Origin of the sequence: Cellulomonas gelida, assembly GCF_006538725.1 — a bacterium.
Classification (GTDB): Bacteria; Actinomycetota; Actinomycetes; order Actinomycetales; family Cellulomonadaceae; genus Cellulomonas; species Cellulomonas gelida.
Map to the genome: position 1 here is coordinate 1 of NZ_BJLQ01000049.1, position 18,696 is coordinate 18,696.

Annotated in this window: 14 protein-coding genes; 3 read left to right on the top strand and 11 right to left on the bottom strand. The window is 74.2% G+C overall.

Features of this window, described 5'->3' with window-relative positions; all coding sequences use genetic code 11:
• The first annotated feature begins 3 nt into the window (after positions 1–3).
• Positions 4–1,278, top strand: a complete 1,275-nt coding sequence (locus tag CGE01nite_RS15275; RefSeq protein ID WP_229747550.1) for a carboxylate--amine ligase — start codon at positions 4–6, stop codon at positions 1,276–1,278.
• A 124-nt stretch (positions 1,279–1,402) separates the two neighbouring features.
• On the opposite strand, the gene CGE01nite_RS15280 is transcribed toward CGE01nite_RS15275, so the two are convergent.
• The 8 genes from CGE01nite_RS15280 to CGE01nite_RS15310 form a co-directional block, all read right to left on the bottom strand.
• Positions 1,403–1,888, bottom strand: coding sequence for a hypothetical protein (locus tag CGE01nite_RS15280; RefSeq protein ID WP_048344218.1), 486 nt, complete (start codon positions 1,886–1,888; stop codon positions 1,403–1,405).
• Positions 1,889–1,897: 9 nt separating this feature from the next.
• Positions 1,898–2,719 carry a dihydrofolate reductase family protein gene (locus CGE01nite_RS15285; protein WP_141371604.1) on the bottom strand — a complete coding sequence of 274 codons (822 nt, stop codon included), beginning with the start codon at positions 2,717–2,719 and terminating at the stop codon, positions 1,898–1,900.
• A gap of 71 nt (positions 2,720–2,790) precedes the next feature.
• Positions 2,791–3,975 (bottom strand): uroporphyrinogen-III C-methyltransferase, encoded by a 1,185-nt coding sequence (cobA, locus tag CGE01nite_RS15290; RefSeq protein WP_141371605.1) that lies wholly within the window; start codon positions 3,973–3,975, stop codon positions 2,791–2,793.
• Positions 3,975–5,456, bottom strand: coding sequence for a sulfate adenylyltransferase subunit 1 (locus tag CGE01nite_RS15295; protein WP_141371606.1), 1,482 nt, complete (start codon positions 5,454–5,456; stop codon positions 3,975–3,977). Before CGE01nite_RS15295 ends, cobA begins: the two co-directional genes overlap by 1 nt.
• Positions 5,456–6,403: a sulfate adenylyltransferase subunit CysD gene (gene cysD / locus CGE01nite_RS15300; protein WP_048344215.1), complete on the bottom strand. Its 948-nt coding sequence runs from the start codon at positions 6,401–6,403 to the stop codon at positions 5,456–5,458. The genes CGE01nite_RS15295 and cysD overlap by 1 nt, the downstream gene beginning before the upstream one ends.
• A complete protein-coding gene (locus CGE01nite_RS15305; RefSeq protein WP_048344214.1) occupies positions 6,400–7,119 on the bottom strand; it encodes a phosphoadenylyl-sulfate reductase in 720 nt (239 codons plus the stop codon). Before CGE01nite_RS15305 ends, cysD begins: the two co-directional genes overlap by 4 nt.
• Positions 7,116–7,280: a hypothetical protein gene (locus CGE01nite_RS17055; RefSeq protein ID WP_170211002.1), complete on the bottom strand. Its 165-nt coding sequence runs from the start codon at positions 7,278–7,280 to the stop codon at positions 7,116–7,118. The genes CGE01nite_RS15305 and CGE01nite_RS17055 overlap by 4 nt, the downstream gene beginning before the upstream one ends.
• Positions 7,277–8,935 (bottom strand): nitrite/sulfite reductase, encoded by a 1,659-nt coding sequence (locus CGE01nite_RS15310; RefSeq protein WP_141371607.1) that lies wholly within the window; start codon positions 8,933–8,935, stop codon positions 7,277–7,279. The genes CGE01nite_RS17055 and CGE01nite_RS15310 overlap by 4 nt, the downstream gene beginning before the upstream one ends.
• A 330-nt stretch (positions 8,936–9,265) precedes the next feature.
• On the opposite strand from CGE01nite_RS15310, the gene zapE reads away from it, so the two are divergent.
• Positions 9,266–10,333: a cell division protein ZapE gene (gene zapE, locus CGE01nite_RS15315; RefSeq protein WP_229747551.1), complete on the top strand. Its 1,068-nt coding sequence runs from the start codon at positions 9,266–9,268 to the stop codon at positions 10,331–10,333.
• Between the two features lie 4 nt (positions 10,334–10,337).
• On the opposite strand, the gene CGE01nite_RS15320 is transcribed toward zapE, so the two are convergent.
• On the bottom strand, positions 10,338–13,877 hold the full coding sequence (locus CGE01nite_RS15320; protein ID WP_141371608.1) for a bifunctional proline dehydrogenase/L-glutamate gamma-semialdehyde dehydrogenase: 3,540 nt from the start codon (positions 13,875–13,877) through the stop codon (positions 10,338–10,340).
• A gap of 131 nt (positions 13,878–14,008) precedes the next feature.
• Here CGE01nite_RS15320 and CGE01nite_RS15325 point away from each other — a divergent pair, with 131 nt between their 5' ends.
• Positions 14,009–14,926 carry a LysR family transcriptional regulator gene (locus tag CGE01nite_RS15325; RefSeq protein ID WP_048344211.1) on the top strand — a complete coding sequence of 306 codons (918 nt, stop codon included), beginning with the start codon at positions 14,009–14,011 and terminating at the stop codon, positions 14,924–14,926.
• 12 nt (positions 14,927–14,938) lie between these two features.
• Here the strand turns inward: CGE01nite_RS15325 and treZ are convergent, their stop codons facing one another.
• Both treZ and treY read right to left on the bottom strand, forming a co-directional pair.
• Positions 14,939–16,774, bottom strand: coding sequence for a malto-oligosyltrehalose trehalohydrolase (gene treZ, locus CGE01nite_RS15330; protein WP_141371609.1), 1,836 nt, complete (start codon positions 16,772–16,774; stop codon positions 14,939–14,941).
• A gap of 1 nt (position 16,775) precedes the next feature.
• The coding region (treY, locus tag CGE01nite_RS15335; protein ID WP_141371610.1) for a malto-oligosyltrehalose synthase at positions 16,776–18,696 on the bottom strand (1,921 nt) is incomplete at its 5' end.

Sequence of the window (18,696 nt, forward strand, 5' to 3'; positions counted from 1 at the left end):
CGCGTGACGGACCCGCTCGGCGCCGCAGGCACGCCGCAGGACGACCGGCTGGACGCGCGTCCGCTCCAGCCGGTCATCCTGGGCGCCGACATCGGCGTCTACGCCCTTGCCCGCTCGTTCCACGAGCAGTACGGGGTGACGTCGATCGTCGTCGCCGGCGCCGCGCTCGGGCCCGTGCAGCACTCGTCGATCGTGCGGCACGAGATCGTCGCGGACGGCCACGACCCGCGCCAGCTCGTCGACCGGTTGCTCGACGTCGCCCGCCGCACCCCGGACCGCCGCCTGCTGCTCATGGCGAACTCGGACTGGCTCGTGCGCGTGGTCGTCGAGCACCGTGCCGAGCTCGAGCCGTTCTACGCCGTGCCGTTCCTGTCCGCCGAGCTCCTCGCGCGGATCAGCGACAAGGCGACGTTCGCCGAGATCTGCGCCGAGCTCGGCATCTCCGTGCCGCGCACCCTCGTGCAGGGCTTCGGGGCCGGCGAGCCCGACGTGCCGGTCGACCTCGAGTACCCGCTCATCGCGAAGGCGGCGAGCAGCGCGGACTACCAGGACGTGGAGTTCGAGGGGAAGAAGAAGGTCTTCGAGATCTCGTCACCCGCCGAGCTCGCCGCGTTGTGGCGCTCGCTGCGGGAGGCGGGCTTCGCCGGACGCTTCGTCGTGCAGGAGCTCGTCCCCGGCGACGACACGCAGATGCGGTCCGTGACGGCCTACGTGGACCAGCGTGGGGTCGTGACGCTCTCGTGCTGCGCGCACGTGCTGCTCGAGGAGCACACGCCGTCCGGCCTCGGGAACCCCGCGGCGATGATCACCTACCGCGACGACGCGATGCTCGAGCAGGCGCACCGCTTCCTCACGAGCACCGGGTACGTCGGGTTCGCCAACTTCGACGTCAAGGTCGACCCGCGTACCGGCGCGTTCCGGTTCTTCGAGGTCAACCCGCGCATCGGGCGGAACAACTACTACGTCACCGCGGCGGGCGCGAACCCGGTGCGCTTCGTCGTGGAGGACCGGATCGAGGGACACGCGGTCGAGCCCGTCGTCGTCGACCGCGAGGTGCTCTACTCGATCCTGCCCCACCGGCTGCTGCTGAGGTACGTCCGCGAGCCCCAGCTGGCCGCACGTGTCCGTCGGCTGATCAAGGCGCGTGCGACGGCCCACCCGCTTCGCTACGAGCGGGACCTGTCGCCGCGACGCCGGTTCTACATCCTGGCGGCCTCGGTCAACCAGATCCGCAAGTTCCGTCGGTGGTACCCCGAACCGACGGACACGGGCTTCTGACCCGCACGGGCTCCGGCCCCACGCGGGGCTGACGCTGCGCGTGGGTCCGGATGAACGACGCCGGAGCCGCCACGAGGAGCCCGGCGGGAACCATCCCGCCGGGCTCTCCTCGTGCCCGTGCGGCTCAGCCGAGCTCGGACGTGCCGGAGTACAGGTGCAGCACCGGGACCTCGAGTGCCTCGCGGGCGCGCGACGCCCAGTCCTGGTGGAACGTGTCCAGCCAGGCGTGCGGGTAGGTGACGATCGCGACCTCGCGCGCGTCGCCGTCGGTGACCGCCTGCCGCAGCGCGGGGAGCGGGTCGTCCGCGACGACCTCGCCGGTGGCCGCGCGCCCCGCCGCGGCGAACTCTGCGAGCGTCGCGCTGAGCTGCTCGTCCGCAGTGGCCTTGGCCTCGGTCGGGGTCGGCTCCTTGCCGCGGAGCCGGGCGAGAGCGTCCTTGAGCTCGCCCAGACCGAGGTTGTCCACGATCGTCGGTAGCAGAGGACGGTTCGAGTCCGCGGGCACGAGCACGTGGTAGGCGAGTTCCTCGCCCTCGTGCAGCGCGAGCAGGTGCTGGACGTCGACGGGCGCGAGGGTGTCCTCGATGAGGACCAGGATCGTGTCGGTCACGTGGCGAGCCTAGTTGGACTCGTGCCGTCCCGGCGCGCGCACGCCCCAGCGTCCGAGCAGCACGCCGTCGGCGTGCAGCAGGTGCAGCAGCGCCGCCTCGCGCGGCGGGTTCAGCCACGGCGCGCCGTCGAGGACCCGCGGCGCCGGGCCGCCCGTGAGCACCGGGGACCACGTGAGGAACAGCTCGTCGACGAGGTCCCGCGCGACGAGCTCAGCCAGGACGGACGGTCCGCCCTCGGTGAGCACGTTCGTCAGCCCGCGGTCGACGAGCGCCCGCAGCGTGACCACGAGGTCGACCTCGACGTCCCCGGCGACCACGACCCGGTCCGCCCCGACGCGTTCGCGCAGCGCGTCGAGCCGCGGGTTGGCGGCGGTCGTGACGACGAGCGGCGGACGGTCGGCGTCGAGCAGCAGGTCGGGCAGGTCGCCCGATCGGGTCACCACCGCGAGCTCGATCGGCGCCTCGCGCCCGTGCGCGCGGCGCGTGGCTGCGAGCGGCTCGGGCAGCGTGAGCGTGTTGTACCGCTCCTGGCGCACCGTGCCCGCGCCGACCAGCACGACGTCCGCCAGGACCCGCAACGCCTCGAACACCCGCAGGTCGGCGGGACCGTTGATCGAGCCGGTGACGTGGTCGGGGCCGGTCGCCGCGCCGTCGAGCGTCGTGATCATGTTGGCCCGCACCACGAGCGTCGGCCCGGTGTGCTGCGTCCGCTCGGCGGGTCGCTCGTCGATCAGGGCCACGAGCTCCGCCTCGTCGGCGCGCGGCTCGAGCCGCACGGGCGTCCGGTCGGACCGGGGGAGCAGCACGTCCAGCGGAGGCGCGTCGGTCATGGCTCGACCGTAGGCCCCCGGCGCGGGAGCTGCCGAGCCCTGCTCGTCGGACCGCCGTTCACGAGCACCGGCTACAGGACGTCTGCCAGCGCGGCGACGTCCCCGACGACGATCACGGCGGGGTTCGCCACCGCGCGGGCGACCGCCAGGTCGGCGATCGTCGCGAGCGTGCCCACCGTGGTGCGCTGGCCGGGCAGGGTGCCGTTCTCGACGACCGCCACCGGGGTCGCGGCGTCGCGGCCGTGCGCGACGAGCGCGTCGGCGTACGCGCCGATTCGTGCCACGCCCATGAGCAGCACGAGCGTCCCGTCGAGCTGGGCGAGGGTCGGCCAGTGCGGCGTCGAGTCGTGCGCGGACAGGATCGTCACCTGCCGGGACAGGCCGCGGTGGGTCACGGGGATGCCGGCGGCTCCCGGCACGGCGATCGCGCTGGTCACGCCGGGCACCACGGTGACCGGCACGCCCGCCGCGACGCACGCCTGCACCTCCTCGCCGCCACGCCCCAGGACGTACGGGTCGCCGCCCTTGAGCCGCACGACGCGCCTGCCGACGCGCGCCCGCTCGACGAGCACGGCGTTGATCTCGGCCTGCGTGAGCGTGTGCGCGTGCGGTGCCTTGCCCGCCTCGATGACCTCGACGTCCGGGTCGAGGTCATCGAGCAGCGCGCGCGGCGCGAGCCGGTCGACCACGACCACGTCGGCCTCGGCCAGTGCGCGTCGTCCCTTCGTCGTGATGAGCCCGGGGTCGCCGGGCCCGCCACCGACGAGCGTGACGCCCCCGGCCGCGGGCGCGCGGTGGTGGCGCAGGGGGAGCGAGCCTGTGTCGAGCAGCACAGCGATCGCGGACCGCAGCCGGGCCGCGCGGCGCGGGTCGCCGCCTGCGCTCACCGCGACGGTGACATCACCCGCGCGGGCGACGGCGGGGCTCCACGCCGCCGAGAGCGCGGCGTCGTCGGCGCGGACGCACCACACGCGCGCGGCCTCGGCGTCCGCAGCGACGCGCGCGTCGGTCTCGCGCACGCCGGTCGCGGTGTGGACGAGCCACGCCTCCGCCAGGTCCCCGTCCGCGTAGTCACGCTGCGCCCAGCGGACCGCGCCGGAGCCGACCAGCGCCGCGAGGTCCTCGCACACCGCGGGCGCCACGACGAGCACGTCGGCGCCGTCCTCGACGAGCCTCACCGTGCGCCGCGCGGCAACGGGCCCGCCGCCGACCATGACGACGCGCCGTCCGCGCAGGTCCAGGAAGAGCCCGTGCATCAGATGCCGGCGCCCGCGAGCCAGTCCGAGTCGGACTCGCCCCCGTCGCCAGGGGCCAGTCGGTCGAGCAGGGTGGGGCCGACCATGCCCGCCGCGAGCGTCGTGCCGTCGGACGGGTCGACGAGCAGGAACGCCCCGGTCCCGCGGTGCAGGGCGTAGTCGTCGAGCAGGACGGGCTCGGCCAGACGCACGCGGACGCGCCCGATCGCGTTGAGCCCGAGCCCCGAGGGTGCCGCCTCCGACGACGTGTCCGTCGCGTCGACCGCGTGCGCGGTGTCCACGCCGCTGAGCAGCTCGACGGTCTGCGTGTCGACGTCGAGGCGCGCGTCGACCTCGCGCAGCAGGGCGCGCACCGTCCGGGTGCCGATGCGCACCAGCAGGCGGGCGCCCAGCACCGAGCGGCGCTCGGACAGCCAGCAGACCGTGCCCACGAGGTCCTGACCGACCGTCGTCCGGGCGCCCGTCGGCACGAGGACGTCGCCGCGGGAGATGTCGAGCTCGTCCGCGAGGCGGACCGTCACCGACCGGCCCGCCGCGGCCGCCTCGAGCGGACCGTCGAACTCGTCGATGCCCGTCACGACGCTCGTCTTGCCCGAGGGCAGCACCGTGAGCGCGTCGCCGACCCGCACGGTGCCCGACGTGATGCGGCCGCCGTACCCGCGGTAGTCCGGGTGCTCCGCCGTGCGCGGACGGATCACGAGCTGGACGGGCAGGCGCAGCTCGTCGTCGGCCCGGACGTCGGAGACCGGGACGGTCTCGAGGTGCTCGAGCAGCGTCGGACCGTCGTACCAGGGCGTGCGCGACGAGCGGTCGACCACGTTGTCACCCGTGAGCGCCGACACGGGCACCGCGAGCACGTCCGGCAGGCCGAGTCCCTGGGCGTACGTGGCGAAGTCGTCGCGGATCGCGCGGAACGTGGCCTCGTCGAAGTCGACGAGATCCATCTTGTTGACCGCGAGCAGCACGTGCGGGACGCCGAGCAGCGCCGCCACGGTCGCGTGCCGGCGTGTCTGCTCCAGCACGCCCTTGCGCGCGTCGACCAGGACGATCGCGAGCTGGGCGGTCGAGGCGCCGGTGACCATGTTGCGCGTGTACTGCACGTGGCCGGGGGTGTCCGCGAGGACGAACGCCCGCCGGGCCGTGGAGAAGTACCGGTAGGCGACGTCGATGGTGATGCCCTGCTCGCGCTCGGCGCGCAGGCCGTCGGTGAGCAGCGCGAGGTCGACCTCGCCGACTGCGGCTCCGCGGGCGGCGGTCGCACGCTCCACGGCCGAGAGCTGGTCCGCGAGGACCGACTTCGTGTCGTAGAGCAGGCGGCCGATGAGCGTGCTCTTGCCGTCGTCGACCGAGCCCGCGGTCGCCAGGCGCAGGAGCTCGCGGCTCGCGTGCTGCGCGGCGCCGTCGAGCGCGTCGTCGAGCGTCTCGACGGGCCTCTCGACGGGAGCGGCGGTCGTCGTGGGGTTCGTCGTGCTCGTCGTCATCAGAAGTAGCCCTCGCGCTTGCGGTCCTCCATGGCGGCCTCGGAGGCCCGGTCGTCGGCGCGCGTCGCCCCGCGTTCGGTCAGCCGGCTCGCAGCGACCTCCGCGATGACGTCGGCGACCGTGGTCGCGGTCGACTCGACCGCGCCCGTGCAGCTCATGTCGCCCACGGTGCGGTAGCGCACCGTGCGGGTCTCGAGCCTCTCGCCGTCGCGCGGCCCGCCCCAGTCGCCGGGGGCCAGCCACATGCCGTCGCGCGCGAACACCTCGCGCTCGTGCGAGTAGTAGATGTCCGGCAGCTCGATGCGCTCGCGCTCGATGTAGCGCCAGACGTCGAGCTCGGTCCAGTTGGACAGCGGGAAGACGCGGACGTGCTCGCCCGGCTTGTGGCGCCCGTTGTACAGGTCCCACAGCTCGGGCCGCTGACGGCGGGGGTCCCACTGGCCGAACTCGTCGCGCAGCGAGAAGACGCGCTCCTTGGCGCGCGCCTTCTCCTCGTCGCGCCGCCCGCCGCCGAACACCGCGTCGAACCTGTGCGACGTGATCGCGTCGAGCAGGGGGACGGTCTGCAGCGCGTTGCGCGAGCCGTCGGGACGCTCGTGCACGCGGCCGTCGTCGATCGCGTCCTGCACGTGCGCGACGACGAGCCGCAGGCTGTGCTCCGCGACGGTCGCGTCGCGGTACGCGAGCACCTCGGGGAAGTTGTGGCCCGTGTCGACGTGCAGCAGCGTGAACGGCACCGTGGCGGGCCAGAACGCCTTGCGCGCGAGGTGCAGCATGACGATCGAGTCCTTGCCGCCCGAGAACAGCAGCACGGGACGCTCGAACTCGCCGGCCACCTCGCGCATGACGTGGACGGCCTCGGACTCGAGTGCGTCGAGCTGCGTGAGCCGGGTGGGTGCCGGGGTGGCTGCCGGCGTGGGGGACGGGGCGCCGAGCGTCGTCGTCATGTGTGCAGACCGCATTCCGTCTTGGAGGTACCGGACCAGCGCCCCGCCCGCGGGTCCTCACCCGGGGCGACGGCGCGCGTGCACGGGGCACACCCGATGGAGGCGTACCCCGCCTGGCGCAGGGGGTTCAGGACGACGCCTTCCGCCTCGACGTAGGCGTCGACGTCGGCCTGGGTCCACGCGGCCAGGGGGTTGAGCTTGACCTTGCCTCGCCGCGCGTCCCAGCCGACCACGGCGATGTCCGTGCGTGTGGGGGCGTCCTCGCGGCGCATTCCCGTGATCCACGCGCGGTACGGCGCCAGCCCGCGCTCGAGCGGCTCGACCTTGCGCAGCGCGCAGCACAGGTTCGGGTCGCGGTCGTGCAGGCGTGCGCCGTGCTCGGCGTCCTGCTCGGCCACCGTGCGCAGCGGGAGGATCGTCGTGAGGTGGATCGGGGTGAAGTCGGCGTAGTAGTCGCGCGTGCCGATGGTCTCGGCGAAGTGGTAGCCGGTGTCGAGGAAGATCACCTCGATGCCCGGGGCCGCCTGCGCGGCGAGGTGCACGAGCACCTCGTCGCCCATCGAGGAGGCGAGCACCAGGTCCGGGCCGAACGTGCGCGCGGCCCACGCGACGATCTCCCGCGGGTGCGCGCCCTCGAGCTCGGCACCGGCCTGCTCGGCGAGCGTGCGCAGCTCGTCGTCGGTCAGGTCGGCCGCAGCCGGTGTCGACGTGCTCATCGGTCACCTCCCGTAGCGGACAGCCCGACGAAGCGCAGCGCGAACGTGCGCGTGCACGAGCGGCACTCCCACTGACCGTGCGTCTCGCTCGCCGGCCAGAGGTCCTCGCTCGCGCAGAACGGGCAGTAGTACGGCACCGCGCGCCCCTCGGACGTGCTCATCGCAGGTCCTCCTCGTCCGCGCGCTGGACCCACTCGGCGAAGAGCTCGCCCTCGAGGCGCTGCTCGTCGAACCGGCGGGTCACGCGCTCGACGTAGTCCTCGAGCTCCGAGGCCGGGACGCGCAGACCACGCAGCGTCTTGCCCAGTCCGAGCGACAGCCCGAGGCCGCCGCCGAGGTGCACCTGGTAGCCCTCCTCACCCTGCGCGAGCGCGCCCTTGAGGCCGATGTCGGCCGTCTGGATGCGGGCGCACGAGTTGGGGCAGCCGTTGACGTTGATCGTGATCGGCTGGTCGAACGTGGGCAGGCGCTTCTCGAGCTCACCCACGAGCGCGGTCGCCCTGGCCTTGGTCTCGACGATCGCGAGCTTGCAGAACTCGATCCCGGTGCACGCGAGGGTGCCGCGCCGGAACGTCGACGCGTGGCGGACCTGCAGCCCGAGCGCCTCGAGTCCGTCGACCACCGTGTCGACGTCGTCGCTCGCGACGTCGAGGACGACGAGCTTCTGCTCGCTGGTGAGCTGGACGCGATCGGAGCCGGCGGCCTCGACCAGGTCGGCGACCGCGTCGAGGATCGGCCCCGAGATGCGGCCGACCATGGGGGCGGCACCGACGTAGAAGCGCCCGTCCTTCTGGGGGTGCACGCCCACGTGGTCGCGGCGACCCGTGGGTGGCGGCGCGGGCTCGGGGCCGTCGGGCAGCGCGTAGCCCAGGTACTCGCCCTCGAGGACCTGGCGGAACAGCTCGGTGCCCCAGTCGGCGAGGAGGAACTTCAGGCGGGCGCGCGTGCGCAGCCGGCGGTAGCCGTAGTCGCGGAAGATCGACGTGACGCCGACCCACACCTCGGGCACCTGCTCGAGCGTGACGAACGCGCCGAGCCGCTTGCCGAGCATGGGGTTGGTCGACAGCGCGCCGCCCACCCACAGGTCGAATCCCGGCCCGAGCTCGGGGTGCACGACGCCGACGAACGCGACGTCGTTGATCTCGTGCGCCACGTCCTGGTGCGGCGACCCGCTGATCGCGGTCTTCCACTTGCGCGGCAGGTTCGAGAACGCCGGGTCGCCGATGTAGCGACGGTGGATCTCCTCGATCGCGGGGGTGCCGTCGACGATCTCGTCGGCCGCGACGCCCGCGACGGGCGAGCCGACGATGACGCGCGGGACGTCACCGCACGCCTCCTGCGTGGTCAGGCCCACCGACTCGAGCCGTCGCCAGATCTCGGGGACGTCCTCGATGCGGATCCAGTGCAGCTGGATGTTCTGCCGGTCCGTGATGTCGGCCGTGTCCCGCCCGAACTCGCGCGAGATGGCCGCGACCGTGCGCAGCTGCTGCAGCGTGAGCTTCCCGCCGTCGCAGCGGACGCGGAGCATGAAGTACGAGTCCTCGAGCTCGTGCGCCTCGAGGGTCGCCGTCTTGCCGCCGTCGATCCCGGGGCGCCGCTGCGTGTACAGGCCCCACCAGCGCATCCGGCCGCGCAGGTCGTCACCCGGGATGGAGTCGAAGCCCTGATGGGCGTAGATGGTCTCGATGCGGTGGCGGACGTTCAGGCCGTCGTCGGCCTGCTTGAGCTCCTCGTTGCCGTTGAGGGGCTCACGCTGGTCGAAGGCCCACTGGCCTTCGACCTTCGCTGCGGGTGGGGCGATCCGGGTCTGCGCCATGTGGCGCTACCTCCAGGACGTTCACGGCGTACGGCTGCACCCAGGACACAGCGGGAGCGCTGGTCTTCCGTCCGGGCACGACCGCGCGCCCGGGTGGGGGACGAGGGGCGGGGTCAGTTGCTCCGCAGACAGCAGCACATGCACATGGACGTGCGGGCACGCGCTGCCGAGCCGGCACACGGCCGACAGACACGCACGAACCCGACGAAGATCACGCGTCGAGATTCACACGGGTTCGCTCGTTCGGGGAGTCCTAGACCGGATGGTGAGACGAGCGCGACGGCATGTGGACGCCGTTCCGACCATGTCGTGGACGTACTCTGGACCCTCGTGACGGACCTCCAGCCCGCCGGCCCACCTCTGGCGCTCACCGCGCGCGTGCCCGCGGTCGACCCGGCCCGCCTCGTCGCCGAGCTCGTCCCGCCGCCCCACTTCGCGTCCGCGTCGTTCGAGTCCTACGTGCCGGATGCGGCGCACGGCAGCCAGGCGGCGGCGGTGGCACGCCTGCGCGGCGCGGCGCAGACGATCGGGCGGCCGGCGGCCTCGTCGTGGTGGAAGAAGCGCCGCGCGCAGCCCGAGGCCGTGTACCTCGACGGCGGGTTCGGCGTCGGCAAGACCCACCTGCTGGCCGCGCTCGCGCACGCCGTCACCGCGGCGGGACAGCGCGCGGCGTTCGGGACGTTCGTCGAGTACACCAACCTCGTCGGGGCGCTCGGCTTCCGGCAGACCGTCGACGCGCTCGCGGCCTACCGGCTCGTCTGCATCGACGAGTTCGAGCTCGACGACCCGGGTGACACCGTGCTCATGTCGCGGCTCCTGCGCGAGCTCGCCGACCACGGCGTCGCCCTCGCGGCGACCTCGAACACGCTGCCCGGGTCACTGGGCGAGGGGCGGTTCGCGGCGGACGACTTCCTGCGCGAGATCCAGGCGCTCGCGGCACGCTTCGACGTGCTGCGCGTCGACGGCGACGACTACCGCCACCGCAGCGTCGAGCACGGCGAGGCGCTGCCGGACGACGTCGTGCAGGCCGTGGCCGCGGGCCGCGACGGCGCCACGCTCGACGACTTCGGCGCGCTGCTCGACCACCTGGCGACCGTCCACCCGTCGAAGTACGGCGCGCTGCTCGACGGCGTCTCGCTCGTCGGGCTCACGGGCGTGCACGCTGTGCGCAAGCAGGACGTCGCGCTGCGGCTCGTCGTGCTCGTGGACCGTCTGTACGACCGCGACGTGCCGGTGCTGCTCGGCGGCGGCGGGACCGACGAGCTCTTCTCTCAGGAGATGCGGCGCGGCGGGTACCGCAAGAAGTACTACCGCGCGCTGTCGCGGCTGGGCGCGCTCGCGTCCGAGGGCGCCGCGCTTGCGGCCGCAGCACAGGTCCGACCGGCGCCCGGCGCCTGACGGCTCACGCCGAGGTCAGCACCTCGTCCGTGAGGTGGTTCGGCGTCCCGAACCGGTGCGCCGTGACGCTCACGGCCTGCTCGCGCAGGAACGGCAGGAGCTCGACCCGGCCCGACTCGGTCGCCGGGTGGTCCCAGATCGCGACGTCGGGCCGGCCCCGCGTCGCGGAGACCACCGAGCCCGCGGGGGCACCGACGAGCCGCACCCGGCCCCCGTCGAGTCCGGCCAGGCGTGCGAGCCAGGCGCCCTCGTCCTCCACGTGCAGCTCGACCGCCGCCGCGCCGATCGCCGCGGTGAGGCCCGGCGGGAGGGTGTTCGCGCTCGACACGACCACGCGCGTTCCGGCCGCGGCCGCGGCGGCGACCACGCGCGCCAGACCACCCGCGAGCTGGCCCGCCGCGAGCCGCACGAGCACCGGATCGCCGTAGGGCAGGTGCCGCAGCACGTTGCGCTCGGCGACGAGGCCTGTGACGTCCCGGGGGGCGAACCGCGTGGCGAGCGCCAGCGCGTCGCTGCGCGCGCCGCGCTCGACCGCATCCGCCTCGGCGACCGTGAGCTCCTGGCGTGCGGCGTGCACGATCGCGCGGACGCGCTCGTCGGTGACGTCGGCGCCCTCGGTGGCGGTCGCGGTGCGCCAGGTGCCCAGGCCGTCGAGGTAGCTCGGGCCACCGGCCTTGGCGCCCGGGCCCACGGCGGACCGCTTCCAGCCGCCGAACGGCTGCCGACGCACGATCGCGCCCGTGATCCCGCGGTTGACGTACAGGTTGCCGGCCTCGACCCGGGCGAGCCACGTGGCGATCTCGTCGGGGTCGAGCGAGTGCAGGCCCGCCGTGAGGCCGTAGTCGACGTCGTTGGCGATCGCGACCGCCTCGTCGAGGTCCGCGGCCGTCATGACGGACAGCACCGGCCCGAAGTACTCGGTCAGGTGGGCGGGGGCGCCGCGCCGCACGCCCACGCGGACGCCCGGGCTCCACAGCCGTCCGGTCTCGTCGAGCCGACGCGGCTGCAGCGCCCAGTGCTCACCCGGGGCCAGCTCCGTCAGCCCGGACAGGAGCTTGCCCGCGGCCGGCTCGATCACGGGCCCCATCTGGGTGCGTGCGTCGTCCGGGTAGCCGACGACGAGCGAGGCGGCCGCGTCGAGGAGCTGGTCGCGGAACCGGCGCGACGTCGCGACCGAGCCGACGAGCACGACGAGCGAGGCCGCCGAGCACTTCTGGCCCGCGTGCCCGAACGCCGAGGTCACGACGTCGCGGACCGCCAGGTCCAGGTCTGCGCTGGGAGTCACGATGATCGCGTTCTTGCCGCTGGTCTCGGCGAGCAGCGGCAGGTCGGCGCGGAACGAGCGGAACAGGGCCGCGGTGTCGTACGCGCCCGTCAGGATCACCCGGTCGACTCCGGTGTGCGCCACGAGCGTGCGGCCCAGCGCGTCCTCGTCGACCTGGACCAGCCGCAGCACGTCGCGCGGGACGCCCGCGTCCCACAGCAGCTCGGCGAGCACGGCGCCGCAGCGCTGCGACTGGCCCGCGGGCTTGAGCAGCACCGCCGACCCGGTGGCGAGCGCAGCCAGGGTCGACCCCGCCGGGATCGCCACGGGGAAGTTCCACGGGGGAGTGACGAGCGTGAGCCGGGCGGGCGTGAACCGAGCCCCGTCCACGTGGTCGAGGTCGCGCGCGAGCTCGGCGTAGTAGTGGGCGAAGTCGACGGCCTCGGACACCTCCGGGTCGCCCTGGTCGATCGTCTTGCCGGTCTCTGCGGCCATGACCTCGAGCAGCTCGGCGCGGTGCGCGTCCAGCACCTCGCCCGCGCGGTGCAGCACCCGCGCGCGCTCGTCGGACGGCAGCGCGGCCCACGCCACTGCGGCTTCGCGGGCGCCCGTGACCTGGGCGTCGACCTCGCTGGACGTGCGCAGCCAGGCCCCGTCGATCGTCGCGGAGCCCAGAGTCGAGCCCGGCACGCGGGCGAGCAGGTCGCGGGCCCACGTGCGGTTCTCGGGCACGGCCGGGTCGGTGTCCGGCGTGCTGACGAACCTGCCCGGGCCCGGGTGCGGCGCGCCGGCCGGGTACCGCTCGGGCGTGCGGTGACGGTCCGGCACCTGCTCGCCGAGGGCGGCGACGGAGTCGAGGAAGCGGCCGCGCTCGCGGGCGAACAGCTGCGGGTCGGAGTCGAGCTCGAAGACCGCCGACATGAAGTTCTCGGTCGAGGCGCCCTCCTCGAGCCGCCGGATCAGGTAGGCGATCGCGACGTCGAACTCGCGCGGCGCGACGACCGGCGTGTAGAGCAGCAGGCCGCCGACCTCGCGCCGGACGACCCCGGCCTGGCCCTGCGCCATGCCGAGGAGCATCTCGACCTCGACGGCGTCGCGGACCCCGCGCCGGCCCGCGAGCAGCCACGCGTACGCGACGTCGAACAGGTTGTGCCCCGCGACCCCGAGCCGCACGTTGTGGACGCGCTCCGGGTGCAGCGCGTACTCGAGCACGCGCTTGTAGTGCGTGTCGGACTCGCGCTTGGAGTGCCACGTCGCCAGGGGCCAGCCGTGCAGCTCCGCCTCGACGTGCTCCATGGGCAGGTTCGCGCCCTTGACCAGACGGACCTTGATCGCGGCGCCGCCGCGCGCGCGACGTGCCGCGGCCCAGCCCTGCAGTCGCCGCATGGCGTGCAGCGCGTCCGGCAGGTAGGCCTGGAGCACGATGCCCGCCTCGAGGTGCAGCAGGGCCGGCTCGTCGAGCAGGCGCATGAACACCTCGAGCGTGACGTCGAGGTCCTTGTACTCCTCCATGTCGAGGTTGATGAACTTCTTGCTCGCGGCCGACGCCGCGAGCAGGAACAGCGGTCGGAGCTGGTCGACGGTGTGCGCGACGGTCTCGTCGTGCGCCCAGGGGTTGTGCGGCGCGACGGTCGAGGAGACCTTGACCGAGACGTAGTCGACGTCGTCGCGCGCGAGCAGGCGCATCGTGCCCGCGAGTCGGCGCTCGGCCTCGCGGCGGCCCAGGATGGCCTCGCCCAGCAGGTTGACGTTGAGCCGCGCGCCGTCGGCGCGTAGCCGTGCGATCGAACGGCCCAGGCGGCGGTCGGTCGCGTCGATCACGAGGTGGCCGACGAGTCGGCGCAGCACCGCGCGGGCCGCGGGGACGACGAGGTGCGGCAGCACGGGTGCGAGCGCGCCGCCCAGGCGGACGAGCGCGCGCAGCCCGGGGGACAGGAACGCGGGCGCGCGCCGGGACAGGTCGCGCAGCGTGGCGGCGGCGACGTGCACGTCGTGCGGCCGGATCACGCCGTCGACGAACCCGACGACGAACGCGAGGCCGGCCGGGTCCCGCAGCGCGTCGGCGAGCTGGGCGGCCGAGCGGTCGACCGGGTGCCCCGCGGCCTCGTGCAGCCAGCGCTCGACGAGCTCGACGGCCTCCTGGGCGAGCGCGGGGTCGAGGGCGTCGGTCGTCGCGGGCCGCGGCGCGGGCTCGTCGAGCCGGTCCCCGGACGGGAGGACGGGCGCGGGCTCGTCGGGCTGCGCGTCCGACGGCAGGGCAGGCGTGGGCTGGACCGTCATGGTGTTCCTTCGTGCGAGGCGACCGGGCTCGGCGCGAGCGGGACGTGGCCAGTATCGGTCGGGCAAGTCGTCACGAACAGTGAAGGAACTGGCAGAGTAATCATCATCAGCGCTGACGAGTGGAGGCTCCCGTGCTCGATCTTCGTCGCCTCGTCCTGCTCCGCGAGCTGGCGATCCGCGGCACGCTCGCGGCCGTCGCGGAGGCGATGAGCTACAGCCCGTCCGCGGTGTCGCAGCAGCTGAGCCTGCTCGAGAAGGAGACCGGACTGGAGCTGCTGCGCAAGTCCGGTCGCGGGGTGCGGCTCACGCCGCAGGCCGAGGTGCTCGTCGCGGCCGCCGGCGAGCTGCTCGACACGATCGAGCGCGCGGAGGCCGAGGTCGCCGCGTCCCTCACCGAGGTGCGCGGCCGCGTGCGCGTCGCGGTGTTCCAGTCCGCCGCGCTCGCGCTCATGCCCGCCGCGCTGCGCGTCACCGCGCACCGGTACCCGCAGGTCCGGGTCGAGATGGTGCAGCGCGAGCCCGAGACGGCGCTGCACGAGACCTGGGCGCGCGAGTTCGACATGGTCGTCGCCGAGCAGTACCCCGCCCATGCGGCGCCCTGGCTGGTGGGCCTCGACAGGCATGAGCTCACCACCGACGCGATCCGCCTCGCGCTGCCGCCCGACGACCAGCTGCCCGACGGTCGGCTCCCGGACGGACACCTCGTCGGGTCGCTGCTCGACGCGCGCGACCTGCCGTGGGTCATGGAGCCCCGGGGGACGGCGTCACGGCACTTCGCCGAGCAGACCTGCCGCGCCGCGGGCTTCGAGCCCGACGTCCGCTACGAGACGGCCGATCTGCAGGCACAGATCCGCCTCGTGGAGACGGGCAACGCGGTCGCCCTCATGCCCGACCTGGTGTGGACCGATCGGGCCACGACGTGCCGGCTCGTCGCCCTCGCGGGCGGCCCGCGGCGCACGGTGTTCACGGCTCAGCGGCTCGCCGGCCTGGCCTCACCCGCGGTGCGCGCGTTCCGCTCGGTGCTCGAGGAGGTGGCGGCCGGGACCTGAGGTGCTGCGTCCTCAGGCCTCCGCTGCGGGCACCAGCACGGCGACGGACCTGCCCGCGACGACGAGACCGCCCGGGACGGCCCGCACCTCACCCCACCGGGCCGCGAGCACGAGCGGGGCTCCCGCGGAGCCCTCACCGTGCTGGCGGGTGCCCGGGGCGTGCGGCTCGACCGTGGGGTCCAGCGCGACCGTGCGCTCGTCGTCGTCGAGGTTGACCACGACGCGGGCGCGTCCACGGTGCAGCACCAGGACCCCGTGCCACGGGCCGTCGGCCGTCTCGGGGCCGTCCCAGGTCAGGTCGGTCGCCGACAGGTCGCCCGAGGCGAGGTCCGGCACCGAGCGGCGCAGCGCGACGAGCGTGCGGTACCAGTCGTGCAGGACCGCGTGCTCGCCGCGCGTGCGCTCGTCGCGGTCCAGCACCGCCGCGTCGCGCGTCGCGGGGTCCTGCGGGTCGGGGACCTGCACCTCGCCGTCGTAGAGCTCGCGCCAGCCGTGGCCGGAGAACTCCGCCGCGCGTCCCGCGCGGACGGCGTCGGCGAGGTCCGGCTCGGCGTAGGAGGTGAAGAACGGGAACGGCCGGCGCGTGCCCCACTCCTCGCCCATGAAGAGCATCGGCGTGAACGGGGACAAAAGCACGAGCGCCGCCTCGCCCGCGAGCGCACCGGAAGGGAGCCGCTGCGCGGGTCGGTCGCCGAGCGCGCGGTTGCCCACCTGGTCGTGGTTCTGGACGCTCACGACGAACCGGTGCCCGTCCGTGCCCGGCGGTACCGGGCGTCCCCATGCGCGACCGCGGAACGTCGAGTGACCGCCGTCGTGCACGAACACGCGTGTGAGCGCGTGCCGCAGCGTCGCGGGCGTGCCGAAGTCCACGTAGTACCCGTGCCGCTCGCCCGTGACGAGCGCGTGGATCGCGTGGTGCACGTCGTCCGCCCACTGCGCGGTCATGCCCCAGCCGCCGTCAGCTGTCGGGGCCAGGGAGACGGGGTCGTTGAGGTCGGTCTCCGCGACCAGGGACAGGGGCCGCCCGAGCGCGTCGGCGAGCGTCGCGACCGCGTCGGACAGCTCGGCGAGCAGGTGCGGCACGGACTCGTCCTTGAGCTCGTGCACCGCGTCCAGCCGCAGCGCGTCCACGTGGAAGTCGCGCAGCCAGCGCAGCGCGGAGCCGACGATCCACGCGCGGACCTCACGCGAGCCCGGCTGGTCGAGGTTGATCGCCGCGCCCCACGGCGTGTGGTGCGCATCGGTCCAGTACGGCCCGAAGTCGCCCACGTACGCGCCGACCGGGCCCAAGTGGTTGTGCACCACGTCGAGGCAGACTCCCAGGCCGTGGGCGTGCGCGGCGTCGACGAAGCGCTGCAGCGCGGCGGGCCCGCCGTACGCCTCGTGCACCGCGTACAGCCCCACGCCGTCGTAGCCCCAGCCGCGGTCGCCGTCGAACGGTGCGATCGGCAGGAGCTCGACGACGTCGACGCCGAGCTCGACGAGCTCCTCGAGCCGCTGCGCCGCGGCGTCGAGCGTGCCCTCGGGGGTGAAGGTCCCGACGTGCAGCTCGTAGAGCACGCGACCGCGCACGTCGACGCCCGCCCAGCCGTCGTCGGTCCATGCGAAGGCCGCCGTGTCGAACACGCGGCTGGGGCCGTGCACCCCCGCCGGCTGCCACGCGCTGCGCGGGTCAGGCCGGGCGGGACCGCCGTCGAGGCGGAACGCGTAGTCCGTGCCGTGCGGCAGCTCGCGGTCGTCGTGCCACCACCCGCCGTCGGCGCGCGTCAGCGCCCGGACCTCGCGCGCGTCCGGACCGACGACGAGCTCGACCGTCTCGGCCTCCGGTGCCCACACCTCGGCGCGCACGTCAGCCCTCGCGGACCAGCAGCGCGACCGGCAGCCGCTCGAGCAGCGGACCGACGGACACGACGCCGCCCGTGACCTCGCGCCCCGTGAGCACGTCGCGCCAGGCGCCGTCCGGGACCGCCACGGTGTGGTCGGCCCAGCCGCCCAGCCGGTCCACCGACACGGCCAGGCGCGTCGCGACGACCACCACGCGCGCGTCGTCGGCCACCGTGCGGGCGTACGTCACGGCGTGCCCCGAGGAGTGCGCGAGCGGGACGTAGCCCGCGTCGGGGCCGACGAACGCCTCGGGCAGCTCCCGGCGCAGCCGCAGCGTGCGCGAGGTGACCAGGAGCTTCTCGTCGGACAGGTCCCGCGGTCCGGCGCCGTCGTCGAGCCGCTCGAGCCGCGCGGCGAGCGGTGCGACGTCGACCGGCCGCCGGTTGTCGGGGTCGACGAGCGTCGGCTCGTCCACCTCGGTGCCCTGGTACACGTCCGGGACCCCCGGCAGGGTCAGCTGCAGGAGCTTGGTGCCCAGCGTCGCGGCACGCACGGCCTCGCGTGTGCGCTGCTCCCAGTCCGCGAACCGCGCGACGACGCCGTCGTGCGCGAGCGCCCGGTGGGCGAGGTCGAGCACCGCGGTCTCGTATCCCTCGTCGGGCGCGGTCCAGAACGTGTGCGTCTTGGCCTCGCGCACGGCCTTCGTCAGGTACTCGACGAGCCGGTCCTCGGCGATCGGCCCGGCCGCGGTCCACGTCCCGGCGAGCGTCTGCCACAGCCACTGCTCGGTGCGGCCGTCGACGCGCGAGCTGCGCGACCCGGCGGTGAGCGCGCGCACCTCGCCGACCAGGCGGGCCCACTCCTGCGGGAGCTCGCTGAGCACCCCGAGCCGGTTGCGCGTGTCCTCGCCGCGCTTGGTGTCGTGCGTCGACAGCGTCGTCATCGCCAGCGGCGAGGCGACCTGCTGACGTGCGGCCCACGCCGACAGGTCGGAGGGGGTGAACGCGAACCGCGACGGCTCGCCGCCGACCTCGCACAGCCCGACGAGCTGCGTCCAGCGGTAGTACGCCGTGTCCTCGACGCCCTTGGCGGTCACGGCGCCGCACGTCTGCTGGAACCGCACGACGAGCTCGTCGCGGCGCTGGCCGCGCGTCCGGCCCGCGCTGCCCACCTCGCGGCCCAGGAGCAGGTCGAGCACGACGTCCATGGTCGCGGCGCGCTCGGAGGACATGCGGGTCCGGGCGAGCGCGGCCGCGTGCTCGAGCGCCGCGACCGAGTCCGGGTGCGCCTGCTCGCCCGGCACGACGTAGGCGCGGTAGCGGTCGAACGCGACGAGGAGCTCGATGAGGCACTCGTGCAGCGCGCGCCAGGTGTGGTCGCGCAGGCGCAGGTCGTCGGCGCAGATGCTCGCGGCGAGCGTGGTGAGGCGGTAGATCTCGGCGTAGAGGGGTCCGTCGATCACCTCGCGCTTGGCCTGCTCGACGACGTGCGCGTAGTCGTCGGAGGCATCGCCGGTGAGCCGGTGCATGAGGGCACCCAGCGGCGCGGCGCCACCCGGGTCGACGAACGTCTGCTGGATGCGCCACAGCGCGTCGTACCCCGTGGTGCCAGCCGTCTCCCAGTCGCCCGGCAGCGCCTCGTCGCCTTCGAGGATCTTCTCGACCACGACCCACGCGCCACCGCTCGCCTCGCGCAGCCGGGCGAGGTAGCCCGTGGGGTCGGCCAGGCCGTCGGGGTGGTCGATCCGCAGGCCGTCGATCGTGCCGTCCGCCAGCAGGTCGAGCACCAGGCGGTGCGTCGCGTCGAAGACCTCGGGGTCCTCGACGCGCAGCGCGACGAGCGTGCCCACGTCGAAGAACCGGCGGTAGTTGAGCTCCTCGTCAGCGACGCGCCAGTACGCGAGCCGGTAGTGCTGACGCTCGAGCAGCTCGACGAGCGGCAGGGGG

Coding starts and splice junctions, on each gene's coding strand:
- cobA (WP_141371605.1), bottom strand. CDS start 3,975: ATGCACGGGCTCTTCCTGGACCTGCGCGGACGGCGCGTCGTCATGGTC.
- CGE01nite_RS15310 (WP_141371607.1), bottom strand. CDS start 8,935: ATGGCGCAGACCCGGATCGCCCCACCCGCAGCGAAGGTCGAAGGCCAG.
- CGE01nite_RS15320 (WP_141371608.1), bottom strand. CDS start 13,877: ATGACGGTCCAGCCCACGCCTGCCCTGCCGTCGGACGCGCAGCCCGAC.
- CGE01nite_RS15295 (WP_141371606.1), bottom strand. CDS start 5,456: ATGACGACGAGCACGACGAACCCCACGACGACCGCCGCTCCCGTCGAG.
- CGE01nite_RS15285 (WP_141371604.1), bottom strand. CDS start 2,719: ATGACCGACGCGCCTCCGCTGGACGTGCTGCTCCCCCGGTCCGACCGG.
- CGE01nite_RS15305 (WP_048344214.1), bottom strand. CDS start 7,119: ATGAGCACGTCGACACCGGCTGCGGCCGACCTGACCGACGACGAGCTG.
- cysD (WP_048344215.1), bottom strand. CDS start 6,403: ATGACGACGACGCTCGGCGCCCCGTCCCCCACGCCGGCAGCCACCCCG.
- CGE01nite_RS17055 (WP_170211002.1), bottom strand. CDS start 7,280: ATGAGCACGTCCGAGGGGCGCGCGGTGCCGTACTACTGCCCGTTCTGC.